Origin of the sequence: Streptomyces sp. NPDC058880 (assembly GCF_042742535.1) — a bacterium.
Lineage (GTDB): Bacteria > Actinomycetota > Actinomycetes > Streptomycetales > Streptomycetaceae > Streptomyces.
The window spans coordinates 64,185-89,392 of sequence record NZ_JBHYMC010000015.1 but is presented as its reverse complement, the minus strand read 5'-3'; the positions used below and the strand labels follow the sequence as shown (position 1 = coordinate 89,392).

Here is a 25,208-nt window from a genome sequence, read left to right as displayed (position 1 = left end):
GCGCAGATGTCCGTACTGATCGTGTCCGGGACGGGCACGGAGATCGGCAAGACCGTGGTCACCTCTGCCGTGGCGGCGGCGGCCGTGGCGGCCGGCCGCTCGGTGGCGGTGCTCAAGCCCGCACAGACCGGTGTCGGTCCGCAGGAGCCGGGAGACGCGGCGGAGGTGGCACGGCTGGCCGGCCCCTCCGTGACGGCGATGGAACTGGCCCGCTACCCGGAGCCCCTGGCGCCGGACACGGCCGCCCGTCGCGCGGGGCTGCCGACACTGGCCCCGGCGCAGATCGCGGAGGCCGCGCGGCGGCTGTCGGAGGATCACGACCTGGTCCTGGTGGAAGGTGCGGGCGGATTGCTCGTGCAGTTCGACGAGGCGGGCCACACGCTGGCCGACGCGGCGCGCCTGCTGGACGCCCCGACCCTGATCGTCGCCCAGGCGGGTCTGGGCACCCTCAACTCCACGACCCTCACGGCGGAAGCCCTGCGGGTCCGCGGTCTGACCCCGCTGGGTGTGGTGGTCGGCAGCTGGCCGCACTCCCCGGACCTCGCGGCCCGCTGCAACCTGGCGGACCTCCCGAGGTCCTCGGAGCTGCCGCTCTTGGGCGCGGTCCCGGAGGGTTCGGGCACCCTGCCCCCCGAGCGCTTCCGCGCCGCGGCCCCCTCCTGGCTGGCCCCGCCCCTCTCGGGCACCTGGTCGGCGCAGTCCTTCCTCACCACCTGGTCCCCGCCGGCGTTCGTCACCGCCGGCGCATGACCGCCGCACCCGCAGGGGAAGGGCTGGCCCTCCGGACCCCGAGCCCGGCCCGGGGCACCGGGTCCGGCTGTGCGGCACCGCCGGGGACCCCGAGCCCGGGGCCGGCCTGCGCGGCGCGGAGCCCGGGGCGGAGCGCCGGCCATCGCGCTCCGCCGACGCGGGGTGGGCGGAGCCCTCCACCACGGCCTCGCACCGGACGGTCCGGGGACACGGCCCCGGACCGCTACGGCCCCGCCGGCGGGGCGAGCGGCTTCACCCACCGCGTCCACGCCTCCTGCGGCCCGTAACCGGCCGCCTCCCACGCCGGGTGCGCCCGCTCGTTCCCATCGAGCACCATCGCGTCGGCCCGCCGCCCGCCGAGCGCGGCGAACCGCTCCTCGGCGGCGGCGAGCAGTGCGCGGCCTGTACCGCGCCGCCGGTGCCCCGGGTGCACGGCGAGCCGGTAGAGGTGGCAGCGCCAGCCGTCGAAGCCCGCGATCACCGTCCCGACCAGCTCACCGTCGCGGTGTGCCAGCAGCAGCGCCTGCGGGTCCCGTTCGTGGAGCTGCTCGACGCCCGCGAGGTCGTCGCTGATGCTGGTCCCCTGGGCCGCGGTCTTCCAGAACTCCAGTACGGCACCGAGATCCCCGGCCGAGGCCGGGCCTATGTGAAGATCGCTCATGCCCGCATCCCACCCTCCGGCCGCACGACGCGGGGAGGGTTCCCCATCCGCTTTGCCGTTCCTTTGCCGTCAGGAGCGGATCCACTCGACGGAAAGGTGTGTGAGCGTCCGCCCATGGGCGAGCCCCCGAGTCCTCGACCTTCCGCGTCGCCGCGACGTCGCGCGATCCGCCTCCTCCTGGCCGACCATGGGACGGAGGTGATCGACCGATGACCGAGGTGCTCCTGCTCGTCGTGGCACTGCTGCTCTGCCTTGCCTGCGGCGTCTTCGTCGCGGCCGAGTTCTCCCTCACGACCGTCGAGCGCAGCGAGCTCGAACGGGCCGCTGAGCGCGGTGAGCGCGGTGCCGACAGCGCCCTCGCGGCCGTCCGCACCCTCACCTTCCAGCTCTCCGGCGCCCAGCTCGGCATCACCGTGACCGGCCTGGTCATCGGCATGATCTCCAAGCCGTCGATCGCCGCCCTGCTGCAGGGCCCCTTCGAGGCCGCCGGGCTGTCCGCGGGCGCCGCCTCGTCCACGGCCCTGGTCCTCGGAACGGCCCTGTCCACCGTCGTCCTGATGGTCGTCGGCGAACTGGTGCCGAAGAACTGGGCCATCTCCTCCCCCCTGGTGATCGCCAAGCGGGTGGCGACCTTCCAGCGCGTCTTCAGCCGGGCGTTCCGGCCGCTCATCAGCCACCTCAACACCACGGCGAACCACCTCGTGCGCCGCTTCGGGATGGAGCCGACCGAAGAGCTGGCCTCCGCGCGCACCCCGCAGGAGCTGGTCGCCCTGGCCAGGCACTCCGCGAAGGAGGGCGCCCTGGAGAAGGACACGGCCGAGCTGTTCGTCCGCACCCTGAACCTGGCCGACCTGACCGCGGAGAACGTGATGACGCCGCGCGTCCAGGTCACCGCCCTCGACGTACAGACCACCGCCGAGGACGTGGCGAACGCGACAATGGCCACCGGCCTCTCCCGCTTCCCCGTGTACCGCGGCAGCCTGGACACCGTCGTGGGCACCGTCCACATCAAGGACGTCCTGGCCCTGCCCGCCGAGGAGCGGCGCCGCCGCCCGGTCTCGCAGCTCCTGCGCGAACCCCTCCTGGTACCGGAGTCGCTGACCGTGGACCGCCTGCTGGACCGGCTGTCCGGCAAGCAGACCATGGCCGTGGTCATCGACGAATACGGCGGCACGGCGGGCGTGGCGACGCTGGAGGACATCGTCGAGGAAGTCGTCGGCGAGGTGCGCGACGAACACGACCCGCACGAGACCCCGGACCTGGCCCCGGCTGGTACGGACGCCGCCGGGCGCCGGCTGTACTCCGCCGACGGTGCCGCCCGCACCGACCAGCTTCGGCGGATCGGGCTGCGGGTGCCGGACGGCCCGTACGAGACCCTGGCCGGCCTGATAGCGACCGAGCTGGGCCGGATCCCGGCCGTCGGCGACAGTCTGGAGCTCGACGGCTGGCGGCTGGACGTAGTGGACGACATCGGACGCCGGGCGGCGCGGGTGCTGCTGCACGCGCCCTTCGGGCCCGCCGGGTCGGCCGGGTCCGCGGACGGGACGGAGGACGCACGATGACCGTGATCCAGCTGGTGATCGGCCTGGCGACGCTGGTCCTGAACGCCTTCTTCGTCGGCGCGGAGTTCGCGCTGATCTCGGTCCGGCGCAGCCAGATCGAACCGTATGCCGAGCAGGGCGACCTGCGGGGCCGTGCCGTCCTGTGGGGGCTGGAACACGTGTCGGCCCTGATGGCCGCGGCGCAGCTCGGGATCACCCTGTGCACACTGGTGCTGGGCGTGGTGGCCGAGCCGGCCATCGCCCATCTGCTGACCCCGCTGTTCGACCTGGTCGGGGTGCCGTCCGGGCTGACGCACGTGATCTCCTTCGTGGTGGCACTGGCCCTGGCGACGTATCTGCACATGCTCTTCGGCGAGATGCTCCCGAAGAACGTGGCTCTGTCGGAGCCCGTGCGCACGGCACTCCTGCTGGGGCCGCCGCTGGTCACGCTCACCCGGGCGCTGAGGCCGGTGATCTTCACGATCAACGCCTTCGCCAACGCCCTGCTGCGGCTGCTGCGGGTGGAAGTCAAGGACGAGGTCGCGGCGACGTTCTCCGACGACGAGCTGGCCCGGATGGTGAAGGACTCCAGTGACGCCGGGCTTCTCGACGACCGGGCCAGCGAGCGCCTGCACGACGCCCTGGAACTGGGCCGCCGACCGGTGAACGACGTGGTACTGCCGGCGGAACGGGTGATCTCGGCCCGTGAGGGCGTCACGCCGGCCGGGCTGGAGCGGCTGTCGGCCGAGAGCGGGTACTCCCGTTTCCCGGTGGTCGATGCGCAGCAGGGGATCCTGGGCTACCTGCACGTGAAGGACGCCCTGGATGCGGACGGGGAGTCGCGCGAAGAGCCATTTCCCGCGTCGGCGCTGCGCCCGATCGCGCAGGTACGGGCGGAGACCCCGCTGGACGACGTACTGACCGCCATGCGGCGCAGCCGCACCCACCTGGCAGCCGTCCTCGGGGCGGAGGGCGCGATGACGGGGCTGGTGACGATGGAAGACGTGCTGCGCGAGCTGTTCGGACGACCTGCCTCCGCGTAGGGCACGGCGGGAGCACGGGTCCCCGGCCCTGCGGGGCAGGGGTACCGCGCGGTAACATCACTCGGCCATGGAGATGAATGCCTCTTACACCAGTCTTGTCGCGGTCGGCGACTCCTTCACCGAAGGCATGTCCGACCTCCTGCCGGACGGCTCCTACCGGGGCTGGGCCGACCTGCTGGCCGCCCGTCTCGCGGCGCGCGAGCCGGGCTTCCGCTACGCGAACCTCGCCGTCCGGGGAAAGCTCATCGGGCAGATCGCGCAGGACCAGGCCCCGGTGGCGGCCGCGATGGGCGCGGACGTGGTCACCCTGGTGGGCGGGCTGAACGACGCCCTGCGCCCCAAGGTGGACATGGGGCTGGTCCGGGACCATCTGGAGGCGGCCGTGGAGCTGCTCGCGCCCTCGTGCAAGCAGCTCGTCCTGATGCGCTCCCCGGGACGCAGCGGGCCGGTGATGGAACGCTTCCGCCCCCGCATGGAACAGCTCTTCGCCACCATCGACGAGCTCGCGGCCCGGCATGGCGCACTGGTGGTCGACCTCTACGGGGCTCCCGTGCTCGCAGACCCCCGGATGTGGGACGCCGACCGGCTGCACCTGACGGCGGAGGGCCACCGTCGGGTGGCGGAGGCCGTCTGGCAGACGCTGGGCCTGCCCGGCACACTCGACTGGCGCGGCGAGCTTCCGGCCTCCAAACCGCCCGGCTGGGCGGTACGCCGGGCCCAGGACCTGAGCTTCGCCCGGCAGCACCTGCTCCCCTGGATCGGCCGCCGGCTGACGGGCCGCTCCTCCGGCGACGGCCGGCCGGCCAAGCGCCCCGAGCTACAGCCCTACGGAGACGCACCGCTCTCGTAGCAAGGCACAATCACGACCGGCGGCCCGACCTGCGTAAACACACAGCTGCGGCCCAAGTAGAATCCCTACACGTGACTGCCAAGCCCCGCATCCCCAATGTCCTGGCCGGCCGCTACGCCTCCGCGGAGCTCGCCGTGCTGTGGTCCCCCGAGTACAAGGTGACGCTGGAGCGGCGGCTGTGGCTCGCCGTGCTGCGCGCCCAGAAGGACCTCGGCATCGAGGTCCCGGACGCGGCCCTCGCCGACTACGAGCGCGTCCTGGAGGACGTCGACCTCGCCTCCATCGCCGAGCGCGAGAAGATCACCCGGCACGACGTGAAGGCCCGGATCGAGGAGTTCAACGCCCTCGCCGGCCACGAGCACGTCCACAAGGGCATGACCTCCCGCGACCTGACCGAGAACGTCGAGCAGCTACAGATCCGCCTCTCGCTGGAGCTGGCCCGCGACCGCACGGTCGCCGTGCTCGCCCGCCTCGGCAAGCTGGCCGGCGAGCACGCCGAGCTGGTCATGGCCGGCCGCTCCCACAACGTGGCCGCGCAGGCGACCACCCTGGGCAAGCGGTTCGCGACGGCGGCCGACGAACTGCTGGTGGCCTACGACCGCCTGGAGAACCTCCTCGAGCGCTACCCCCTGCGCGGCATCAAGGGCCCGGTCGGCACCGCCCAGGACATGCTCGACCTGCTCGGCGGCGACGCCACCAAGCTCGCCGACCTCGAGCAGCGCATCGCCGCCCACCTCGGCTTCGCGCACGCCTTCACCTCGGTCGGCCAGGTGTACCCGCGCTCCCTCGACTACGACGTGGTCACCGCGCTGGTCCAGCTGGCCGCAGCACCCTCCTCGATCGCCAAGACGATCCGCCTGATGGCAGGCCACGAACTGGTCACTGAGGGCTTTAAGCCCGGCCAGGTCGGCTCCTCCGCGATGCCGCACAAGATGAACACCCGTTCCTGCGAGCGCGTGAACGGCCTCATGGTCATCCTGCGCGGCTACGCCTCGATGACTGGCGAGCTGGCCGGCGACCAGTGGAACGAGGGCGACGTCTCCTGCTCCGTGGTCCGCCGCGTGGCCCTCCCCGACGCCTTCTTCGCCTTCGACGGCCTGCTGGAGACCTTCCTGACGGTCCTGGACGAGTTCGGCGCATTCCCCGCGGTCGTTGCTCGTGAGCTGGACCGCTACCTGCCGTTCCTCGCGACCACGAAGGTCCTGATGGGCGCGGTGCGTGCGGGTGTGGGCCGCGAGGCCGCGCACGAGGTCATCAAGGAGCACGCCGTGGCCTCCGCGCTCGCCATGCGCGAGCAGGGCGCCGAGCGCAACGAGCTGTTGGACAAGCTGGCAACCGACGAGCGAATGCCGCTGGACCGGCCCCAGCTCGACGCACTGATGGCGGACAAGCTCTCCTTCACCGGAGCCGCGGGCGACCAGGTCGCCGCGGTCCTCTCTCGCATCGAGGCGATCGCCAAGCAGCACCCGGAGGCCGCCGGGTACGCGCCGGGGTCGATCCTCTGAGCCCCGAGGAACTGGCAGCCGCCCGCGACCGCGTCCTCCCGGACGTGGTCGCGGGCGGTCTGCGCGTGCTGTTCTGCGGCATCAACCCCGGCCTCCTCTCCGCCGCGACGGGCCACCACTTCGCCCGCCCCGGCAACCGTTTCTGGCCGGTCCTGCACCTCTCGGGCTTCACCCCTCGCCGCCTGGCACCGGCCGAGCAGGAGGAGCTCCTCGCCTACCGCCTCGGCATCACCAACGTCGTGGCGCGCGCCACGGCCCGCGCCGACGAGTTGAGCGCGGAGGAGTTCCGCGAGGGCGGCCGCATCCTGACGGCCAAGGTGGAACTCCTGCGCCCCCAATGGCTGGCAGTGGTGGGAGTGACCGCCTATCGCACGGCCTTCGGCGAGAAGAAGGCACAGATCGGCCCCCAGGAGCGCACCATCGGCTCCACCCGCATTTGGGCCCTTCCCAACCCCAGCGGCCTCAACGCCCACTGGACCGCGGACTCCATGGCCCAGGAGTACGCCCGCCTCCGCGAGGCCGCGGAATCCCCGGCCGACTAGAGCGTGTGGCGGACCGGGCAGGCCGGTCGGCCCGGCAGCGATCGACCAGGACGTCCGGACCTCGGCCCAGTGGAACCCGGTCCCGATCGCGCCGTTCCCCAGACCTGGATGTGGCCACGCTCCGGCAGGTATGTGCCTAGGGCGGATCCGCGACCGTGGCCCCTGCCGTCAGCACGTAGGGGTCCTCGCTGTCCCACTGTGTCACGCAGGCCACCAGCCAGCGCTCCCCGGCCCGCCACAGGTGGACGTGGTCGGTGCCGCAGCTCAGTTCCTTCCACGGCTCCGGTATCGCCTCCCCTTCCAGCACACGGTCTCTCAGCGTCCCCAGGCTGAAGATGTGCGGATCGCCCCACCGGTTGGTCATGGCCTGGGTGAGCGCCCCGTACTCGGCGCTGATCTGGTCGGCGGCCTCGATGCGGCCCGAGCCGTCGTCGTCCCAGAAGCCCCGCGTCCGGGACAGGCCCACCAGATGGAATCCCGGACCGCTGCTGCTGTCGACGGTCCGGACCGGCACCTGTGGGAACTCCTTCGCCAGAAGCCGGTCGATCGTGTCGAGGTGCTCTGCCGTGGTCATGGCGTCAGTATCCCCAGCCGCACTGACAATTGGCCCGGTGTCACGCGTCCCTCCGGCACACCGCCAGCCAGCCGCTGAGCATCGCGGCCCCGGCCCACAGGGCTGTCACGCCGAGCCCGGTCCATGGGCCGAGGTCGCCCTCTGTCCGGGAGCGCAGCACCAACTGCCCGGCATGGTCCGGCAGGAAGCGGGCCGCACCCCCTGCAGCCTCACCGACGACGAAGGACACGATCAGTACGAAGGGTATGAGCAGGCTGAGGACGACGGTCCCGCTGCGCAGGACCGCGGTCAGTCCGGCCGCGAACAGCACCATCAGTGTGAGGTAGAGCCCGCTGCCGACAACCGCGCGGTAAGTGCCCGGGTCGCCGAGCTCGAGGGCGTGCCGACCCATGAACGCCTGCCCCGCGACGAAGGTGGCCAGCCCGGTGACCTGACCCGCCATCAAGGCCAGGACGCCCAACGTCACGATCTTCGACAGGTAGAAACGCGTTCGGTTCGGCACCGCCGTCAGTGAGGTGCTCAGCGCCCTGTTGTGGAACTCGCAGGACACAGCGCCGGCGCCGAAGACCATGGCGGCGATCTGGCCGAAGGAGATGCCGGAGAAAGCGGCGAAGAGCGGATCGTCACCCAGGCCTCCGCCTTCGGACCGGCCGGTGGCGGAAGCCATCAGGGCCTGGACTCCCACGGTGACGACGAAGGTGGCTATAAGCCCCCCGAGCGTTCCACGCAGGGACCGTATCTTGATCCATTCCGAGTGCAGGGCGGGGACGGTGGGCAGGGCGGCGCGCACGGCGGGGCCTCCTTGAGGGTCGGTGACGTCAGCGAGTCGCGGTGAACTGTGCGTGTTCCGCTGTGAGATCGAGGTAGGCCTGCTCCAGTGAGGCGCGCTCGTCGGACAGTTCCAGCACGGGGATGCCCTCTCGGGCTGCCAGGTTGCCTAGCTCCTCCGCCTGTATGCCTTCAACGGTCCATCGCCCCTCGTCGGCCAAGGCCAGGGCGAAGCCGTCCCGGGCCAGAGCGGCCCGCAGCCGCACCGGTTCGGAGGTCCGCAGGCGCGCTCTGCGGGTGCTGCGGGCGTCGATGAACTCGGCCATCGACGTGTCGGCCAGCAGCCGGCCCCCGCCGAGGACGACCAAGTGGTCGGCGAGCGCCGAGGTCTCGGACATGAGGTGGCTGGAAACAAGAACGATGCGCCCTTCGGCGGCGAGGCTGCGCATCAGCTCGCGGATCCAGATGATGCCCTCGGGGTCGAGCCCGTTGGCCGGCTCGTCCAGGATGACCACCCCGGGTTCGCCCAGCAGCGCGGCGGCGATGCCGAGGCGCTGGCGCATCCCCAGCGAGAAGGATTTGATCCGCCGCCCGGCCACGGAGGCCATTCCGGCCTGCTCCAGGACCTCTTCGACCCGGCGGGGCGCGATACGGCCGCCGGCGGCGAGGAGGCGCAGGTGGTCGCGGGCGGTCCGGCCGCCGTGCGCAGACTGGGCGTCCAGGAGGGCCCCGACCCGGTGCAGCGGGTCCGGCAGGTCCCGGTAGTGCCGGCCGCCGATCGTGGCGGTTCCGGAGGTGGGCCGGTCCAGACCCAGCAGGAGGCGCATGGTGGTCGACTTCCCGGCGCCGTTGGGGCCCAGGAAGCCGGTGACCCGGCCGGGCAGGACGTCGAAGGTGAGGCCGTCCACCGCACGGTGGGCGCCGTATACCTTGGTCAGTTCTCGGAACTCGAGGCTGTTCATGGCTCAAGGCTCGCCGCCGTCCCCAATCCTCTCCCTCCCCCGTGCGAGGGTGCCGTCTCCCCCACGTGGGGGAGACGGCCGTGAGGAGGGCGCTGCCACCATGGAGGCATGTACCGACTGCTGCGGGCTCCGTTCCAACCAGTGACCTATTCACGCTGGTTGCACCTCTGTGTGCCGCTGCTACTGGTGGCCATGTGGATGTTCGTGGTGCCGGACTGGCCGTGGGGACCGCTGCTGCTCGTCCTGCCGTTCGGGCTGGTGCCCTGGGTGCGGCTCGCGGAGGGCCTCCAGGCTCAGTTCCTCCTCACCCCGTACGATCGCGGGTCCCCCGACGGCGCCATAAGCCTTGCTCCTTCTGCTCGCTGGGGTGACCGCTGGCGCACGGTGCTGTGGCTGGAGACACGGATGGTCATCGCGACGGGCGCGATGGCCTCCACCGTCTGGCTGCCCGTGCTGACCGTCGAGCTCATCTCTCACGCTCTCGGGTATGCGTCGGATCCCGGGCCCCTGACGCCCTTCATGCCTGAGCGCCGCTGGGTCGCCGCGCTGCTGGCACCTCTTCCGCTCGTCGCCCTTATGGTCGTCGTGGTCCTGCTCGGCGAGCTGATCACTGCCATTGCCACCCGGCTGCTGGGCCCTTCGGCGGCCGAGCGGCTGAGCGCACTGGAGGCACGTACGGAGCAGCTGCTGGAGCGCACCCGGATCGCACGGGAGCTGCACGACTCGATCGGGCACGCGCTCACGGTGGCGGTGGTTCAGGCCGGGGCGGCCCGCGCCGCGGGTGATGCCGCCTTCACCGACCGGGCGCTGTGCGCCATCGAGGAGACGGGCCGGGCCGCGCTGGAGGACCTGGAGCGAGTACTCGGGGTGTTGAGGGAGTCCGGTCAGCCGCCGTCGCGAAGGCCGACACTGGCCGAGGCCGACCGGCTGCTGGAATCGGCCCGTGCTTCCGGCTCCGAGGTGGACGCGAAGCTCACCGGGCCGGTGGAGCAGCTGCCGGGGCCGGTCACCCGGGAGGGTTACCGCATCCTGCAGGAGTCGCTCACCAACGTGCTGCGCCACTGCGGGCCGGTACCGGTCCGGGTGCGGGTGGCGGTGACCGTGGACCGGCTTGATCTGGAGGTGACGAACGCCGTGCGGGGCAGGCCCGGTCTCTCGCTCGGCGGCGGCAGCGGACTGCGCGGCATCCGGGAACGCGCCGCCCTGCTCGGCGGGGAGGCAGAGACCGGACCGTACGAGGGTGGCTGGCGGGTGCGCGCACGGCTTCCGCTGGAGCGAATACGCTGACCAGATGCCGGTCACCGTACTGCTCGTCGACGACGAACCCCTGGTCCGCGCTGGTCTGCGGGCCGTCCTGGACTCCCAACCCGACATCGAGGTGGTCGGTGAGGCAGCCGACGGCGCCTCGGTGATCCCGCTCGTGCGGCAGCTGCGGCCGGACGTGGTGGCCATGGACGTGCGGATGCCTCTGCTCGACGGGATCGAGGCGACCCGCGCGGTGCTGCGGACGGTGGACTCCCCGCCGAAGATCCTCGTTGTGACCACCTTCGAGAACGACGAGTACGTCTACCAGGCGCTGCGGGCCGGAGCGGACGGGTTCCTCCTGAAGCGGGCCCGGCCTTCGGAGATCGTGCACGCGGTACGGCTGGTCGCGGAGGGCGAGACGCTGCTCTTCCCTGCGGCCGTGCGGGCCCTGGCCGCGGAATACGGCAACCGGCAGGCGCGGGAGGTACTGGAGCGGGCCGCCCTGACCGAGCGGGAGGAGGCGGTCCTACGGCTCGTGGCCCGGGGGCTCACGAATGTGGAGATCGCCTCCGAGCTGATCATCGGGACGGAGACGGTCAAGTCACATGTCAGTGCGATCCTGGCGAAGCTGGGGGTCCGCGACCGCACGCAAGCGGTGATCACCGCGTACGAGTCCGGGTTCGTCTCACCCGCCTGAGCGACCCCGGGCGGCAGGGCGACGCTCCGGCTGATGGGGGGCTGCTTCTCGCCGCCGTACCCACCGCGCAGTACGATCCGGCTGACAAGCTCGCTAGCTGGGAGGACACACGTTGGGGCAGCTGACCGGCGGGGATCCTTCTCTGCTCCGGCGGATCAATTCCGCGGTGGTGCTGCGGGCACTGCGCACGGCCGGGTCGCCAACGCTCACCGACCTGACACGGCTGACCGGCCTCTCCCGGCCGACCGTCGAAGGGGTCGTGGAGGGGCTGATGGGGACTGGGCTCGTCGTCGAGGCCGAAGCGGAGGAGGGCGCGCGGCGGCAGGGGCGGCCGGCCCGTCGGTTCCGGTTCCGGGCCGAGGCGGGGCACCTGCTCGGCATAGAGATCGGCGCGCACCGGGTCGCGGTGCTGCTGTCCGGGCTGGACGGCCGCATCATCGGCGCGGGCACCAAGGAGGTCGCCGAGACGGCCTCGGCCGACGAGCGGCTGGAGCGGGTGCGTGCGGCCGTCGCCGACCTGCTGCGCCGGGCAGGCGTGCCGCGTGACTCCCTGCGGGCGGTCGGGGTCGGCAGCCCCGGGATCGTGGAGGCGGACGGCACGGTACGTCTCGGGACCGCTCTGCCGGGCTGGACCGGGCTGCCCCTCGGGGACCGGCTGCGGCGCTCGTTCCGCTGCCCGGTGCAGGTGGAGAACGACGCCAACGCGGCAGCGGTCGCCGAGCACTGGAAGGGCGCCGCGCGGGACACCGGGGACATGGTGTTCGTGATGGCGGGGCTCAGCCCCGGTGCGGGCTCGCTCATCGGCGGCCGGCTCCACCGGGGCTTCGGCGGGGCGGCCGGGGAGATCGGCGCCCTGCACCTGCTGGGCCGTGAGGCGACGCCCGAGCGGCTGCTGTCCACGACCGGCGAGCCGTTGCACCCGCTCGACGAGCCGGCGGTCGCCGAGGTGTTCGCGAAGGCCAAGCGCGGCGACGAGCGGGCCGTCGCCGCCGTGGACCGGTTCCTGCAGCGCCTGGTGCACGACGTGGCGGCGCTGGTCCTGGCGATGGATCCGGAGCTGGTGGTCGTCGGCGGCTGGGCGGCCGGCCTGGACGGGGTCCTGGAGCCGCTGCGCCGGGAGCTGGCACGCTACTGCCTGCGCCCGCCGCGGGTGGCCCTGTCGCTGCTCGGCGAGGCGGCAGTGGCGACCGGTGCCCTCAGGCTCGCGCTCGACCACGTCGAGGAGGAACTCTTCGCCGTGGAGAAGACCGTCACGGCCCGCAGCCGCTGACGCCACGCGCAGTGGGACGCAGCGCTCCTGCCCGGGGACCTGCAGACCCGGGGACCGGCGCACCGCCGGAAAGCGGTACGGCCGTGGTCCCGCGCCCGCCCCACGGACGCGGGACCGGACGGAGACCACGGCCGTACCGGCCCGGTCGGGGTGTCAGGAGGCGACGGGCTCGTGCGTGATCTCGACGCCGCCCGTGTCTCCGAAGGTGAGGCGGCAGGTGTCGGCGCGGTAGGTGGCCACCGAGACCGCGGCCGTACCCGCGGCGGTGAAGTACCGGGTGGTGACCAGGAGCACCGGTGCGCCGGGCAGCCGGTCCAGTTCCTTCGCGTCGTCGGCGCGGGCGGAGCCGAGCTCCACCGAGCGGTCCTGGCCGTCGAGGACGAGCCGCTGCAGCTCGCGCAGGACGGCACGCGCGCGGGCCGGTCCCGACGGGGCCTCGATGGCGGGCAGTCCGGGCACCGAAGCCGCCGGAACGTACAGCAGTTCGGCGGCGACGGCCTGACCGTTCGTCATCCTGGTGCGGCGTACGGTGTGGACCGGCTGGTCGGCGGCGAACGCCGCGCCGCTGCCGAGGAGTCCCAGCACCGCGGCGGGCGGCAGGGACTCCGAGGTGTCCTGCGGCTCCCAACCGTCGGCGGCCTCCCCGGGCCAGCTGTGGTGCGCGCCGCCGACGGCGACGCCGACCCGCGGCGGGGCGACGGTGGTGCCGACACCGCGACGGCGCTGCAGACGGCCTTCGAGCTCCAGCTGCTCCAGCGCCTGGCGCAGGGTCGCGCGGGCGACTCCGAAGCGGGCTGCGAGTTCACGCTCGTTGGGCAGCACCTCGCCGACGGCGAAGTCCTGGTCGAGCGCCTCGCTGAGGACGGTCTTGAGGTGCCAGTACTTCGGTTCCGGCACCGTTTCCAGCTGCGTGGTCCCCACCCTGACTCCTCCTGCCATCGCTGCACTCGCCGTGTGTTCCAGCGGCAGTTCTGCGCCCTTGTTTATTAAAGGTTCCTGCACTATCCCTGCGACGATAGGACGGCGCACCCCCTTGGTCAAGACCAATGCTCATACCTTTGGCGGGCAGATCGGGCATATGTATCAAGCCGTTCATGGGATGTTCTCGTGGGCCGCAAGGGCTTGTAGTCAAGGGCTACCCGACGGTAATCATGGCGGTGGGCACTCCTGACAGCCTGTCTCGCAGCAGTCCAACCGACGAGGAGCAGCATGACCGCCACGGTCTCCTTCACGATCGACGCGCCGCTCGGCCCCCGCACCGCCACCGTCGCCTACGAGCGCAAAGGCGCCGGCGAACCTCTCCTGCTGCTGCACGGCATCGGCCACCACCTCCAGGCCTGGCACCCGGTGGCCGACATCCTGGCCTCCGAGCACGATGTGATAGCCGTCGACCTGCCCGGCTTCGGCGCCTCGGAGCCGCTGCCCAGCGGCGTGCCGTACTCCCTCGGCACCGTGGCCCCGGTGCTCGGAGCGCTGTGCACCGCGCTCGGCGTCGCACGACCGCACGTCGCGGGCAACTCCCTCGGCGGCCTGCTCGCCCTCGAAATGGGCCGGAGCGGTCTCGTCCGCTCGGTCACGGCCCTCTCCCCCGCCGGGTTCTGGACCGAGGGGGAACGCCGATACGCCTTCGCCGCGCTCCGCGCGATGCGGGCGGGCGCCCGGACGCTGCCCCTGCCCGCCGTCCGTCACCTCTCTCGCAGCGCCGCCGGCCGAACCGCACTCACCGGCACCATCTACGCCCGCCCGGACCGCCGTTCGCCGGAGGCCGTGGTCGCCGAGACGCTCGCCCTGCGACACGCCACCGGATTCGACGACACCCTGGCCGCGGGTGGCTCTGCACGCTTCACCGACGACGTGCCGGGGCTGCCGGTCACCATCGCGTGGGGCACCCGCGACCGGTTGCTGCTGCGCCGACAGGGCGTCCGTGCCAAGCACACCGTCCCCGGCGCACGGCTGGTCCGCCTCCCGGGCTGCGGCCACGTCCCGATGGGTGACGACCCGGCGCTCGTCTCCCGGGTGGTGCTGGACACAGCGCGCAGCGCCGCCGTCCCGGTCGCGTGAGGGAGCGGGAAGACACGGGACGGCACGGGACAGCGCGGGACGGCGCGGGAAGACGCGGGAAGACGAGAGGGCCCGGGAAGACGCGAGAGGGCCCGGGAAGACGCGGGAGACCCCGGTTCGGGAGGACACGGGAGAGCCCGCAAGGACGTCGGAGCAGCCGGGGTCACATGGTTGCACGGCTCAACGGTTCAGCGGCCGGCGGCTGTTCATCCGTGGTTCGCGTGGGCGACGCGGCCGGGCCGGTGTGCGACGGCACGCTGGTCCGACCCGTCCTCGCCGCCCCCCAGGAGACGCTCCGATGGCATCGAATCCACACACCCGACGGTCCCTCATCGGCGGTTCCCTCGCCCTGTCGTCCGCGCTGCTCGCCGCTCCGCCGCTCGCCGCCCCCGCCTTCGCCCGCTCCGGTCGGCCGAACGCGCGCTGGGGCGTCCAGTCCGGCGAGATCACCGCGCACTCGGCCACCGTGTGGACCCGTTCCGACCGTCTCGCGCGCATGTACGTCGAGACCTCTCCGAGCGAGGCGTTCCGCTACGCCGTACGCCGCCACCGCGGCCCGTTGCTCGGTCCGTCCAGCGACTTCACCGGAACCACCGTCCTACGTGACCTCCCGCCCGGACAGCAGATCCACTACCGGGTCGTCCTGGCCGACCCGGACGACCCGCGCCGCACCGCCGAGCCCGTCCACGGCACCTTCCGCACCACCCCGGTCTCACGCCGCCGCGACGTGCGCTTCGTGTGGTCCGGCGACCTGGCCGGCCAGGGCTGGGGCATCAACCCCGACATCGGCGGCTACCGCGTCTTCGACGAGATGCGCCGGCACGACCCCGACTTCTTCCTCTTCAGCGGGGACACCATCTACGCCGACGGGCCGATCAAGTCGGCGGTGCCGCTGCGCGACGGCACCGTATGGCGCAACATCACCACCGCGGAGAAGTCGAAGGTCGCCGAGACCCTCGACGAGTTCCGCGGGAACTTCCGCTACAACCTCCTCGACCGCAACCTCCTCGATTTCAACGCCCAGGTCCCCGTCCTCGCCCAGTGGGACGACCACGAGGTGCGCAACAACTGGTACCCCGGCCAGTTGATCGACGACCCCCGCTACACCGTCAAGGAGGTCGACACCCTCGCCATCCGTGCGCGCCGCGCCTTCGGCGAGTACTTCCCGGTCACCGACCTACGGGGCGGCCGTGCCGAGGGCCGGATGTACCGCGTGATGCGCTACGGCCCGCTGCTCGACGTCTTCGTTCTCGACATGCGCACCTACCGCAACGCGAACTCCCCGGGCGACCTGACCGAGGACCCCGTCGGCATCCTCGGCCCCGAGCAGCTGGCCTGGATCAAGCGCGAGCTCTCGCGTTCCCGGGCCACCTGGAAGGTCATCGCCTCCGACATGCCCCTGGGCATCGTCGTCCCCGACGGAGCGACGGACTTCGAGGCCGTCGCCCAGGGCGACCCCGGCGCCCCGCTGGGCCGGGAGCTGCAGATTGCCGAACTGCTGCGGCACATCAAGCACCAGCGCATCACCGGCACCCTGTGGCTCACTGCTGACGTGCACTACACGGCCGCGAACCACTACGCCCCCGAGCGCGCCGCCTTCGCCGACTTCGCACCGTTCTGGGAGTTCGTCTCCGGCCCCATCGGGGCCGGCGGCTTCCCTGCAGGGCGGCTCGACGCCACTTTCGGCCCGCATACGGCCTTCGTACAGTCGGCCCCGTTCGCCAATATGTCGCCGTCCGAGCACCCCCCGTACTACGGAGAGGTCGGCATCGACGGCGGCAGCGGCGAGCTCACCGTCCGGCTGCGCCGCCAGGGCGGCGGCATTCTCTTCACCAGGACCCTCCAGCCCGGGCGTGTGGGCCAGTAGGTTGACTAGAACACCCGCGAAAACCGGGTGAAATAGGCCAGATGGACACTTAACCAGTCGGTCACAGATCGTTCGTGATCACGCAACACCCTTGGGCAACAGTGTCGTGCATGACTGACCGCGCCCACGCCTCCGCCCACGCCTCCGCCCAGCGTCCCCACCGCCACCACTGGCGCCGCGACGTCGTCGAACTGGCCGCCCTGTTCTGCGCCGTCACGGTCGCCGACGCCATCGCCAATCTCGTCGTACACGGCCCCAGGGGCCCGGTCCTACTGGTCGCATCAGCCATCGCACTGCTCCTGACCGCCGCCTTCCACACGTGGTGGGCCCGGCGCCACAGCCATGCGCCGCCGCAGCACACACCACCGAAGGGCACACCACCGCCGGACGGCCCGGCCGGTTCGCCGCCCGACGCCTCCGGCACGGCCGGGACCACCGCACTGTGGCGGATGCGCACGACCGTACGGGACCAGCCCGGCTCACTGGCCGTCCTCTGCACCGCGCTCGCCCGCAACGGCGTGGACATCCTGACCCTCCAGACGCACCCGCTGCCCGAGGGCGGCACCGTGGACGAGTTCCTGCTGCGGGCCCCGCAGCAACTCCCCTCGGGCGACCTCACCCGCGCCGTTTCCCGGGCCGGCGGGCACAGCACCTGGATCGAGCGCGCCGACGCCCACGACCTCGTCGACACCCCGACCCGACTGCTGGGCCTGGCCACCCGCACCGCACTGGACGCCGCCGAGCTCCCCCTCGCCCTGCGCCAGCTGCTCGGCCGCTGCACGATCCACTCGATCCCGGCGACCACCCTCTCCGGCCGCCCGAACGCGGGCGCGGACGCCCCGGTCGAGGGAGTGCTGGAGGCGACGGTCATGCGGCTGCGCGACCCCTCGGGCGGCGCGATCACCGTGGAGCGGCCCTATCTGCCCTTCACCCCGACCGAGTTCGCGCGGGCCCGCGCCCTGGTCGAACTCGACGCGCGGCTCGGCCCGCGCGTCCCGCGCAGCCAGGACGTCCTGACCCTCCCCGAGGGCAACGAGATCACCGTGCGCCGCGCCGACGGCTCCGACCTGCCCGCGGCCCGGGCCATGCACGACCGCTGCTCCGAGCGGACCCTCGGGCTGCGCTACCACGGACCCGTGGCCGACGCCGACCGTTACCTCGGCCACCTGCTCGGCCCCCGCTTCGGCCGCACCCTCGCCGCCACGACCGCGTCCGGCAAGCTCGTCGCCCTCGGCCACCTGCTATGGGACGGGGATGAGACGGAGATCGCCCTGCTGATCGAGGACGACTGGCAACGCCGCGGCATCGGCTCCGAACTGCTGCGCCGGCTCGTCGCCCTGGCCGTCGAGGCCGGGTGCGACAGCGTGTACGCCGTCACCCAGGCCGCCAACACCGGCATGGTCGCCGCGATGCGCGGTCTCGGGCTCCCCCTCGACTACCAGATCGAGGAGGGCACCCTGGTGATCACGGCACGGCTGGACGCGCCCGGTGCCGGCCCGCGGCTGCCGCACGAGCTCCCCCTCGGACTGCCGCGCGAGCACCGCGCTCCGCGCCGCCCGCACTGAACCCGCTGACCGCGGCCGCTGCGGCGGCCGCAGCCGCCCGCTCCGGACGGAGCGGGCGGCTCCGTAAGGTTTTCGCCAAACTCCGCGCCGCCCCCTCGTCGGCCACGCTCCGCGGAAGGCCCTGAAGCCGCCTGTACCCGGCGTCGGGTGCTCGTCCCGGGCCGGGTCCGGCAGCCGTAGTCCAGCCCGTGTCAGGAGGCTGACGGCAATCGGTGATGACGGGAGGACGCATCGCATACGAAGATGGCCGCATGTCAGAGACCCTCCACACCAGCAGCGCCCCCCAACTGCCCCGCCAGGTGGCCGACGCCTACGTCGACTCCCTCATCGCCCTCGACCCGATCACCGGCACCTACCTGGGTGTTGCCGAGAGCTCCGCCAAGCTCCCCGACTTCTCCCCGGCCGGTCGTGCGGCCGCCGCCGAACTCGCCCGTGAGACCCTCGCCCGCCTCGACGCCGCCGAGGCGCTGCCCGGCGCCGACGACGACGCCGAACGGCGATGCGGCCGTCTGCTGCGTGAACGGCTCACCGCCGAGCTCGCGGTCCACGAGGCCGACGAGGACCTGCGGGCGGTCAGCAACATCCACAGCCCCGCGCACTCGGTACGGGAGGTCTTCGCCCTGACCCCGGCCGACACCGACGAGGACTGGGCGGCTATCGCCGAGCGGCTGCGCGCCGTACCGGCGGCCTTCACCGGCTACCGCGAGACCCTCCAGCTCGGTCTGGCGCGCGGTCTGTACGGCGGCCCGCGCGCCACCGGGACCATGATCGGTCAGCTGACCACCTGGGCCGGCCAGGACGGCGCCGCCGCGGCCTTCTTCGAGGACTTCGCCTCCGGCGGCCCGGAGTCCCTGCGCGCCGAGCTGGACGCGGCGGCCGCCGCCGCGACCGCCGCAGTCATCGAGCTGCGCGACTGGATGACCGAGGTGTACGCCCCCGCCGTCGAGGGCCGGCCGGACACCGTGGGCCGTGAGCGCTACGCCCGCTGGTCCCGGTACTTCAACGGCACCGACCTGGACCTGGACGAGGCGTACGCCTACGGCTGGTCGGAGTACCACCGGCTGCTCGCCGAGATGAAGACCGAGGCGGCGAAGATCCTCCCGGGCGTGGGCCCTTGGGAGGCGCTGAAGCACCTGGACGAGCACGGCACCCACATCGAGGGGGTGGAGGAGGTCCAGGCCTGGCTGCAGGGCCTGATGGACGAGGCCATCGAGAACCTCGACGGCACCCACTTCGAACTGGCCGAGCGCGTCCGCAAGGTGGAGTCCCGGATCGCGCCTCCGGGCGGCCCCGCGGCTCCGTACTACACCTCCCCGTCGGAGGACTTCTCCCGCCCCGGCCGCACCTGGCTGCCCACGATGGGCCAGACCCGCTTCCCGGTCTACGACCTGGTGTCCACCTGGTACCACGAGGGAGTGCCGGGCCACCACCTGCAGCTCGCGCAGTGGACGCACGTGGCGGACCGGCTTTCCCGCTACCAGGCCACCGTCGGCTGGGTCAGCGCCAACTGCGAGGGCTGGGCCCTCTACGCGGAACGGCTGATGGACGAGCTGGGCTACCTCAAGGACGCCGAGCAGCGCCTGGGCTACCTGGACTGCCAGATGATGCGCGCGGCGCGCGTCATCGTCGACATCGGCATGCACCTGGGCCTGGAGATTCCGGCGGACTCGCCGTTCCACCCGGGTGAGACGTGGACCGTGGACCTCGCGCAGGAGTTCTTCGGCCTGCACAGCGGCCGCCCGGCGGAGTTCATCGAGAGCGAGCTGACCCGCTACCTGTCGATGCCGGGGCAGGCGATCGGCTACAAGCTGGGCGAGCGCACCTGGCTGCTGGGCCGGGACAACGCCCGTGCCGCGCACGGCGATTCCTTCGACCTGAAGGCCTGGCACATGGCGGCGCTGTCGCAGGGTTCGCTCGGGCTGGACGACCTGCTGGACGAGCTCTCGAAGCTCTGACGGCACGTGCCACCGCGCGCCGCCGGGGCCGCCCGTCTCCCGGTGGAGACGAGCGGCCCCGGCGCGTGGGGCGGCCCCGTCAGCAGCCGCAGTCGTCCGAGCCGGTCGGCGCGGTCAGCGGGTCGGCCTCGCCGCGCTGCCGCGTGCCCTGCCCGGTCTCGACCTCGAAGCCCTCGCGGATCCAGTACTCGATGCCGCCGAGCATCTCCTTGACCTGGAAGCCCAGTTCGGCCAGGGCGAGAGCGGAACGGGCGGCGCCGTTGCAGCCGGGACCCCAGCAGTACGTCACCACGGGAACGTTCTTGTCCAGGAGCTGCTCGGCCTGCTCCGGGATGAGGGCGGTGGGCAGGTGGATCGCGCCGGGCACGTGCCCCTGGTCCCAGGAGGGCGCGGAGCGGGTGTCGATGAGCTGGAAACCCGGCCCGGCTCCCGACCCGCTCGGGGCTTCGAGGGCGCTCGCGACGTCCGAGACGTCCGTGTGGAAGGCCAGGGCGGCAGCGAAGTACGCGGCGGCAGCTGCCGGGGAGGCCGGGGGGACACGGAGCACGGGGTTGATGTCGGCCGGGGCGGAGGAAGCGTTCTGTGTCGTCGTCATGGCCAGAAATCTACGATCCGTCGATCACGCCGGGAAGTTGGATTCCCCGGCACTTATGCTGTACGGCCGGGGAATTCCCTGCTAGACCTGGCGCATGACCGGATATTCCCCTGACGTCACCGACTGGCGGATCCTTGAGGCGCTCCAGCGCGACGGCCGCGCGAGTTTCACCGAGCTCGCCCGCTCCGTGTCCATGTCCGCGAGCGCCGTCACCGAGCGGGTCCGCCGGCTGGAGGAGGCCGGAGTGATCACCGGCTACACGGCCGTGGTGGACCCGGAGAAACTCGGCAAATCGATCCTCGCGCTGGTGCGGCTGCGCTATCCGCACGGCAACTACCGGCCGTTCCACGACTTCCTGGAAACCACCCCCGAAGTCCTGGAGGCACACCACGTCACGGGCGATGACTGCTTCGTCCTCAAGGTCGCGGCCCGCTCGATGAGGCACCTGGAGGAGGTCACCGGCAGGATCTCGGGGCTCGGCCCGGTGACGACGAGCGTCGTCTACTCCTCACCGCTGCCGCGGCGCCCGCTCAGTCCGTGAGGGCCGCCGTGCGGTGGCGCACGACGGAGCCGCCGCGCTCCTTGACGACCTCCAGCTGGGTCTGGACCCGGGTCCGCAGGTCGGCGACGTGGCTGACGATGCCGACGCTGCGGTCCCGCTCGCGCAGCGAGTCGAGCACGTCGAGCACCTCGTCCAGCGCCTGGTCGTCGAGGCTGCCGAAGCCCTCGTCGATGAAGAGGGTGTCGAGGCGCGTGCCGCCCGCCTCGTCGGTGACCACGTCGGCGAGGCCGAGCGCGAGTGCGAGCGAGGCGAAGAAGGTCTCACCGCCGGACAGGGTGGCGGTGTCCCGCTCGCTGCCCGTCCACGCGTCGACGACGTGCAGCCCGAGGCCCGAACGCCCCCGCCCGCCCGCTCTCGCGTCGGAGTGGACCAGGGTGTAGCGGCCGCCGGACATCCGCAGCAGCCGTACCGTGGCGGCCGCGGCCACCTGCTCCAGACGGGCGGCCAGCACGTAGGCCTCCAGACGCATCTTGCGCTCGTTGTCGGCGGAGGTGCCCGCGGTCAGTCCGGCCAGCCGGGCCACCCGGCCGTATTCCTCGCGCAGCGGCCCGAGCGCACGCAGTTCCTGCTCCATCTGGCGGGAGAGCCGGTCCAGTTCGGTGCAGCGGGCCCGGGCCGCGTCGTAGGCGGAGGCCGCCGTACGAAGCTTCGCCGCGGCCTGGACCGCGTAGGCCTCGGCGGTGTCCGGCGCGGCCGGGGGCAGCGCCGCCGCCTCGGCGGTGCCGCTCTCGCCGAGACGGTCCGCCAAAAGCGCCTCCTCGGCCTGCCAAGCGTCCAACCGGTGCTGGAGAGCGGTGCGTTCGTAGTCGGGGAGGACCGCGTCGGCGGCGGCCTCGACGGTGTCGAAGCCGGCCTTGAAGGCGGCGTCGGCGAGCTGGTCGTCGGCCTCCTTCAGCCGGGCGGCGGCCGTCTCGGCCCGGCGCAGGCAGACCGCGGCACCGGCGACGGTCCTGACCCGGTCCTCCAAGGTTCGGGCACGGGCCGCGACGGTGGGCGCATCGCCCCGCACGAGGGCGAGTTCGGCCTCCAGCGAGGCCTGTTCCCGGTCCAGGGCCTCCCGGCGGGAGGCCCTGGCGGCGGCCCGGGTCTCTGCGTCGAGCCGATCGGCGCTACGCGTGGTGTACTCCCGTTCGGCCCGGGCGAGCCGCTCGCGGGCGGTGTGCAGGCCGGCGGCCGCGGCGTGGGCGGCGGCGTGGCGGGCGCTCAGGTCGGCGGTGAGACCAAGGAGTTCGGCGGTGGTGGCGTCGCCGGCGGCGGACGCCGCCTCGGCGCGGGCCTCCCGGGCGGCGGCCAGCCGGCGTTCGACGGCGGCCCGTGCCCGCTCGGCCCGTTCGAGGACGGCGTGGGCGGCGTCCTCGGCGGCGCGGTCCACATGGCCGGGGGCGGGGCGTGCCGGAGCGGGGTGCTCCGCCGATCCGCACACGCCGCAGGCTTCTCCGGCCACCAGCGCCTCGGCGAGCTCGGCGGCGATTCCGCGCAGCCGGGCCTCCTTCAGCTCCAGCCAGCTCTCCCGCGCGGCCGCCGACTCCTCGCGCAGGGCGAGCAGTTCGCCCTCGGCGCGCTCCTCCTCGGCGGCGAACCCGTCCCGCCGGCGGGCGGCGTTCAGGCTCATCCGGGCCGGTTCCAGCCGGCCGGCCAGCTGCTCGGCCAGGGTGGCGGCCTGCTGGGCGGCGTCCACCTTCTCCTGAAGGGCGGTGCGGGTCTCCTCCCAGCGCTCCAGCCACTCGGCGGACTCCTGGTGCTGTTCCTCCGCCGCCCGGGACTCCCGCTCCAGGTCGGCCCGTTCGCGGCCGATCCCGGCGCTGCGCTGCTCGGCGCGGTACGCGGCGCCGAGCGCGCCCAGTTCCTCGCGCAGCCGCTGCTCGACGCCGGCCAGCTGCTCCGCGCCCGCCTCCCGCAGCGGGGGCGGCAGTTCCGCCCGGGCGGCCGTCTCGGCGTGCGCGGCGGCGAGGTGTGCCGAGGAGGCCGCGCCGCGCAGCTCCAGGGCGGGGGCCACCAGCGCTCCGCGCCGGGCCCCGTCCAGCAGCCCGCGCACGCGCTCCCGCTCCGGCCCGGCCTCGGCGAGCTGCGCAGCGCGGCGGACGGTCTCCGCGTGCCGGCGCTGCAGCCGGTCGAGCTCGCGCGCTTCCTCGGCGGCCCGCCGGGCGGCGGCGTGCCGGCCTTCGACGGCGGCGAGCGCGTACGCGGCGACGTCGAGGCGGTCCCGGGCCGAGCAGCGGGCGACGGCCGCCCAGGCACGGACCGCTCCGGCCAGCCCGGGGTCTCCCGGCTGGTGTCCGGGCAGTGGCCAGGCCCGCAGGTCGGCGCTGTCCCCGGCGGCCTGGGCGAGCCGCTGGGCGGTGTGCAGCACCTTCTCGTCGCCGGCCCGGACCCGGGCCTCGGCGGCCCGGCGCCGCTCCCCGAGCAGGGTCTCCACGGCCGCGAACCGGCGGGTGTCGAAGAGCCGGCCCAGAAGCCGGCCGCGGGCCGCCTCGTCGGCGCGCAGGAACCGCGCGAACTCCCCCTGCGGCAGCAACACGACCTGGCAGAACTGCTCGCGGCTGATGCCGAGCAGCTGCTCGATCTCCTCGCCGATCTCCTGATGTGATCGGCTGAGCGCCTCCCAGCCCGCGCCGGTGCGCTCGCGCAGCCAACTCTGCGCTTTGTCCCTGGTGGTGCCCGTGCCCCGCTTCTTCGGACGCTCCTGCTCGGGGCGGCGGGTGATCTCCAGGCGCCGGCCGCCCGCGGTGAGTTCGAGGGTGACCTCGGTGGGGGTGCCGGCGGCGGCGTGGTCGCTGCGCAGGCTGGTGCCGGGGGCCTGGCGGGCGCCGGGCACCGAACCGTAGAGGGCGTAGCAGACGGCGTCGAGCACCGAGGTCTTGCCCGCACCGGTGGGTCCGTGCAGCAGGAAGATGCCGGCGCCGGAGAGGGCGTCGAAGTCGATCTCCTGGGGTGCGGCGAACGGCCCGAAGGCGGTGACGGCCAGCCTGTGCAGCCTCATCGGTGGATCTCCCGGTGGCTGTCGTCGGCGCGTACGTCGTCGAAGGCGCCCGCCAGGACGGCGCGTTCGGCCTCGTCCGGCCGGCCGCCGCCGCGCACGTGGGCGACGAAGTCCTCGGCGATCTGCTGGTCGGTGCGGCCGCGGAGCCGCTGGGCATAGGAGGCCCCGGTCTCCTCCCGGCGGCCCTCGGGGTCGAAGGCGAGAGTGAGGGTGTGCGGGAAACGGGCTGCGAGGCGGGCCATCGGCTCCTCGGGGCGTACCGGGTCGGTGAGGGTGGCCTCCACCCAGGCCTCTTCGTGCACGGTGTACGCGGGGTCGTCGAGCAGGTCGTCGATCCGTCCGCGCAGCCTCGCGAGGGCACGGGGTACGGGGGTGTCGACGCGCTCGGCGGCGGTGATCTCTCCCTGTGCGCCCAGTTCGATCATCCACATGCTCTTGCGGTGGCCGGCTTCGGAGAAGGAGTAGGCGAGCGGGGAGCCGGAGTAGCGGACCCGTTCGCTGATCGTCTGGCAGCCGTGGAGGTGGCCGAGGGCGGTGTAGTCGATCCCGTCGAAGACGGAGGCGGGGACGGCCTGAACGCCTCCGACGGCGATGTCCCGCTCGCTGTCGCTGGACTGCCCGCCGGTGACGAAGGCGTGCGCCAGGACGACGGAGCGGGTGCCGGGCGGGCGGCCGGCGAGATCGGCCCGGATCCGGTCCATGGCCGCGCCCAGGACCGCCTCGTGGCTGGCCTTCTGCGCGCCGAACTGGTCCTTGACCAGGGCCGGCTCCAGGTACGGCAGCCCGTACAGCGCCACGTCACCGTGCGCGTCGGCCAGGACCACCGGGTCGGCGCAGCCCGCCGGGTCGGTGCGCAGGTGGATCCCGGCGCGGTCGATCAGCCCGGCCCCGACCCCGATCCGGCGCGCGGAGTCGTGGTTCCCGGAGATCATGACGGTGGGCACGCCCAGCCGTGCGAGCCGGTGCAGCGCCCGGTCGTACAGCTCGACGGCGGGCAGCGGGGGCACGGCACGGTCGTAGACGTCTCCGGCGACGAGGACGGCGTCCACCTCGTGCGTGCGGACCGTCTCGACGAGGTGGTCCACGAAGGCGGCCTGGGCGCCGAGCAGGTTCACCCGGTGGAAGGCCCGGCCGAGGTGCCAGTCGGAGGTGTGCAGGAACTTCACTCGCCGGCCCCGCCGCACATACGGTCTCCCCCTGGTCGTCTCCCGCTCG

At 73.0% G+C, this 25,208-nt stretch carries 22 protein-coding genes; 14 read left to right on the top strand and 8 right to left on the bottom strand.

What is annotated here, in order from left to right; genetic code table 11:
- Positions 1–6 precede the first annotated feature (6 nt).
- Complete coding sequence (gene bioD, locus ACFW2G_RS12030; protein ID WP_384449524.1) at positions 7–750, top strand: dethiobiotin synthase; 744 nt, start codon at positions 7–9, stop codon at positions 748–750.
- Positions 751–973: 223 nt separating this feature from the next.
- Here bioD and ACFW2G_RS12025 read toward each other — a convergent pair whose 3' ends face one another.
- Positions 974–1,411, bottom strand: coding sequence for a GNAT family N-acetyltransferase (locus ACFW2G_RS12025; RefSeq protein ID WP_037929084.1), 438 nt, complete (start codon positions 1,409–1,411; stop codon positions 974–976).
- A 209-nt stretch (positions 1,412–1,620) separates the two neighbouring features.
- On the opposite strand from ACFW2G_RS12025, the gene ACFW2G_RS12020 reads away from it, so the two are divergent.
- The 5 genes from ACFW2G_RS12020 to mug all read left to right on the top strand — a co-directional run bounded on the left by ACFW2G_RS12020 (position 1,621) and on the right by mug (position 6,892).
- Positions 1,621–2,973 carry a hemolysin family protein gene (locus ACFW2G_RS12020; protein ID WP_384449521.1) on the top strand — a complete coding sequence of 451 codons (1,353 nt, stop codon included), beginning with the start codon at positions 1,621–1,623 and terminating at the stop codon, positions 2,971–2,973.
- Entirely contained in the window at positions 2,970–3,995 is a 1,026-nt protein-coding gene (locus tag ACFW2G_RS12015) for a hemolysin family protein (RefSeq protein ID WP_384449519.1), read from the top strand. Before ACFW2G_RS12020 ends, ACFW2G_RS12015 begins: the two co-directional genes overlap by 4 nt.
- A gap of 67 nt (positions 3,996–4,062) precedes the next feature.
- Entirely contained in the window at positions 4,063–4,845 is a 783-nt protein-coding gene (locus ACFW2G_RS12010) for an SGNH/GDSL hydrolase family protein (RefSeq protein ID WP_384582087.1), read from the top strand.
- 71 nt (positions 4,846–4,916) lie between these two features.
- Positions 4,917–6,350, top strand: a complete 1,434-nt coding sequence (gene purB / locus ACFW2G_RS12005; RefSeq protein WP_037929094.1) for an adenylosuccinate lyase — start codon at positions 4,917–4,919, stop codon at positions 6,348–6,350.
- The gene (mug, locus tag ACFW2G_RS12000; RefSeq protein WP_037929097.1) at positions 6,347–6,892 is read left to right on the top strand and encodes a G/U mismatch-specific DNA glycosylase; all 546 of its coding nucleotides are present in this window, start codon (positions 6,347–6,349) and stop codon (positions 6,890–6,892) included. The genes purB and mug overlap by 4 nt, the downstream gene beginning before the upstream one ends.
- A 136-nt stretch (positions 6,893–7,028) precedes the next feature.
- On the opposite strand, the gene ACFW2G_RS11995 is transcribed toward mug, so the two are convergent.
- Genes ACFW2G_RS11995 through ACFW2G_RS11985 form a run of 3 tightly spaced genes read right to left on the bottom strand, consistent with a single transcriptional unit; the run spans position 7,029 to position 9,196 of the window.
- Positions 7,029–7,466, bottom strand: coding sequence for a hypothetical protein (locus ACFW2G_RS11995; protein WP_384582090.1), 438 nt, complete (start codon positions 7,464–7,466; stop codon positions 7,029–7,031).
- A 40-nt stretch (positions 7,467–7,506) separates the two neighbouring features.
- Complete coding sequence (locus ACFW2G_RS11990) at positions 7,507–8,256, bottom strand: ABC transporter permease (protein ID WP_384449508.1); 750 nt, start codon at positions 8,254–8,256, stop codon at positions 7,507–7,509.
- Between the two features lie 28 nt (positions 8,257–8,284).
- Positions 8,285–9,196 carry an ABC transporter ATP-binding protein gene (locus tag ACFW2G_RS11985; protein ID WP_384582092.1) on the bottom strand — a complete coding sequence of 304 codons (912 nt, stop codon included), beginning with the start codon at positions 9,194–9,196 and terminating at the stop codon, positions 8,285–8,287.
- A 108-nt stretch (positions 9,197–9,304) separates the two neighbouring features.
- Between ACFW2G_RS11985 and ACFW2G_RS11980 the strand changes: the two genes are divergently transcribed.
- From ACFW2G_RS11980 to ACFW2G_RS11970, 3 genes are all read left to right on the top strand, one after another.
- Complete coding sequence (locus ACFW2G_RS11980) at positions 9,305–10,483, top strand: sensor histidine kinase (protein WP_384582094.1); 1,179 nt, start codon at positions 9,305–9,307, stop codon at positions 10,481–10,483.
- A 4-nt stretch (positions 10,484–10,487) separates the two neighbouring features.
- Positions 10,488–11,138, top strand: coding sequence for a response regulator transcription factor (locus tag ACFW2G_RS11975; RefSeq protein WP_037929111.1), 651 nt, complete (start codon positions 10,488–10,490; stop codon positions 11,136–11,138).
- Positions 11,139–11,250: 112 nt separating this feature from the next.
- Complete coding sequence (locus tag ACFW2G_RS11970) at positions 11,251–12,408, top strand: ROK family transcriptional regulator (RefSeq protein WP_037929123.1); 1,158 nt, start codon at positions 11,251–11,253, stop codon at positions 12,406–12,408.
- Positions 12,409–12,561: 153 nt separating this feature from the next.
- On the opposite strand, the gene ACFW2G_RS11965 is transcribed toward ACFW2G_RS11970, so the two are convergent.
- Positions 12,562–13,329, bottom strand: a complete 768-nt coding sequence (locus tag ACFW2G_RS11965) for a GntR family transcriptional regulator (RefSeq protein ID WP_384449497.1) — start codon at positions 13,327–13,329, stop codon at positions 12,562–12,564.
- A gap of 288 nt (positions 13,330–13,617) precedes the next feature.
- On the opposite strand from ACFW2G_RS11965, the gene ACFW2G_RS11960 reads away from it, so the two are divergent.
- The 4 genes from ACFW2G_RS11960 to ACFW2G_RS11945 all read left to right on the top strand — a co-directional run bounded on the left by ACFW2G_RS11960 (position 13,618) and on the right by ACFW2G_RS11945 (position 19,856).
- On the top strand, positions 13,618–14,469 hold the full coding sequence (locus ACFW2G_RS11960; RefSeq protein WP_384582096.1) for an alpha/beta fold hydrolase: 852 nt from the start codon (positions 13,618–13,620) through the stop codon (positions 14,467–14,469).
- A gap of 298 nt (positions 14,470–14,767) precedes the next feature.
- On the top strand, positions 14,768–16,336 hold the full coding sequence (locus ACFW2G_RS11955; protein ID WP_384582098.1) for an alkaline phosphatase D family protein: 1,569 nt from the start codon (positions 14,768–14,770) through the stop codon (positions 16,334–16,336).
- A 110-nt stretch (positions 16,337–16,446) separates the two neighbouring features.
- Positions 16,447–17,901, top strand: a complete 1,455-nt coding sequence (locus tag ACFW2G_RS11950) for a GNAT family N-acetyltransferase (RefSeq protein ID WP_037929138.1) — start codon at positions 16,447–16,449, stop codon at positions 17,899–17,901.
- Between the two features lie 251 nt (positions 17,902–18,152).
- Positions 18,153–19,856: a DUF885 domain-containing protein gene (locus ACFW2G_RS11945; RefSeq protein ID WP_304949923.1), complete on the top strand. Its 1,704-nt coding sequence runs from the start codon at positions 18,153–18,155 to the stop codon at positions 19,854–19,856.
- Positions 19,857–19,935: 79 nt separating this feature from the next.
- On the opposite strand, the gene ACFW2G_RS11940 is transcribed toward ACFW2G_RS11945, so the two are convergent.
- Entirely contained in the window at positions 19,936–20,451 is a 516-nt protein-coding gene (locus ACFW2G_RS11940; protein ID WP_384449485.1) for a rhodanese-like domain-containing protein, read from the bottom strand.
- 94 nt (positions 20,452–20,545) lie between these two features.
- Between ACFW2G_RS11940 and ACFW2G_RS11935 the strand changes: the two genes are divergently transcribed.
- A complete protein-coding gene (locus ACFW2G_RS11935) occupies positions 20,546–20,992 on the top strand; it encodes an Lrp/AsnC family transcriptional regulator (RefSeq protein WP_037929144.1) in 447 nt (148 codons plus the stop codon).
- Here the strand turns inward: ACFW2G_RS11935 and ACFW2G_RS11930 are convergent.
- Positions 20,982–23,993 carry an AAA family ATPase gene (locus ACFW2G_RS11930; RefSeq protein ID WP_384582100.1) on the bottom strand — a complete coding sequence of 1,004 codons (3,012 nt, stop codon included), beginning with the start codon at positions 23,991–23,993 and terminating at the stop codon, positions 20,982–20,984. The two genes, ACFW2G_RS11935 and ACFW2G_RS11930, sit on opposite strands and share 11 nt — an antisense overlap.
- A complete protein-coding gene (locus tag ACFW2G_RS11925; RefSeq protein ID WP_384449479.1) occupies positions 23,990–25,159 on the bottom strand; it encodes an exonuclease SbcCD subunit D in 1,170 nt (389 codons plus the stop codon). The genes ACFW2G_RS11930 and ACFW2G_RS11925 overlap by 4 nt, the downstream gene beginning before the upstream one ends.
- Positions 25,160–25,208 lie beyond the last annotated feature (49 nt).

What these genes read in the sequence shown, in the direction of transcription:
- bioD (WP_384449524.1), top strand. Translation starts at nt 7, where the DNA reads ATGTCCGTACTGATCGTGTCCGGGACGGGCACGGAGATCGGCAAGACC.
- ACFW2G_RS12025 (WP_037929084.1), bottom strand. Translation starts at nt 1,411, where the DNA reads ATGAGCGATCTTCACATAGGCCCGGCCTCGGCCGGGGATCTCGGTGCC.
- ACFW2G_RS12020 (WP_384449521.1), top strand. Translation starts at nt 1,621, where the DNA reads ATGACCGAGGTGCTCCTGCTCGTCGTGGCACTGCTGCTCTGCCTTGCC.
- ACFW2G_RS12015 (WP_384449519.1), top strand. Translation starts at nt 2,970, where the DNA reads ATGACCGTGATCCAGCTGGTGATCGGCCTGGCGACGCTGGTCCTGAAC.
- ACFW2G_RS12010 (WP_384582087.1), top strand. Translation starts at nt 4,063, where the DNA reads ATGGAGATGAATGCCTCTTACACCAGTCTTGTCGCGGTCGGCGACTCC.
- ACFW2G_RS11995 (WP_384582090.1), bottom strand. Translation starts at nt 7,466, where the DNA reads ATGACCACGGCAGAGCACCTCGACACGATCGACCGGCTTCTGGCGAAG.
- ACFW2G_RS11985 (WP_384582092.1), bottom strand. Translation starts at nt 9,196, where the DNA reads ATGAACAGCCTCGAGTTCCGAGAACTGACCAAGGTATACGGCGCCCAC.
- ACFW2G_RS11980 (WP_384582094.1), top strand. Translation starts at nt 9,305, where the DNA reads ATGTACCGACTGCTGCGGGCTCCGTTCCAACCAGTGACCTATTCACGC.
- ACFW2G_RS11975 (WP_037929111.1), top strand. Translation starts at nt 10,488, where the DNA reads ATGCCGGTCACCGTACTGCTCGTCGACGACGAACCCCTGGTCCGCGCT.
- ACFW2G_RS11960 (WP_384582096.1), top strand. Translation starts at nt 13,618, where the DNA reads ATGACCGCCACGGTCTCCTTCACGATCGACGCGCCGCTCGGCCCCCGC.
- ACFW2G_RS11955 (WP_384582098.1), top strand. Translation starts at nt 14,768, where the DNA reads ATGGCATCGAATCCACACACCCGACGGTCCCTCATCGGCGGTTCCCTC.
- ACFW2G_RS11950 (WP_037929138.1), top strand. Translation starts at nt 16,447, where the DNA reads ATGACTGACCGCGCCCACGCCTCCGCCCACGCCTCCGCCCAGCGTCCC.
- ACFW2G_RS11945 (WP_304949923.1), top strand. Translation starts at nt 18,153, where the DNA reads ATGTCAGAGACCCTCCACACCAGCAGCGCCCCCCAACTGCCCCGCCAG.
- ACFW2G_RS11940 (WP_384449485.1), bottom strand. Translation starts at nt 20,451, where the DNA reads ATGACGACGACACAGAACGCTTCCTCCGCCCCGGCCGACATCAACCCC.
- ACFW2G_RS11935 (WP_037929144.1), top strand. Translation starts at nt 20,546, where the DNA reads ATGACCGGATATTCCCCTGACGTCACCGACTGGCGGATCCTTGAGGCG.
- ACFW2G_RS11930 (WP_384582100.1), bottom strand. Translation starts at nt 23,993, where the DNA reads ATGAGGCTGCACAGGCTGGCCGTCACCGCCTTCGGGCCGTTCGCCGCA.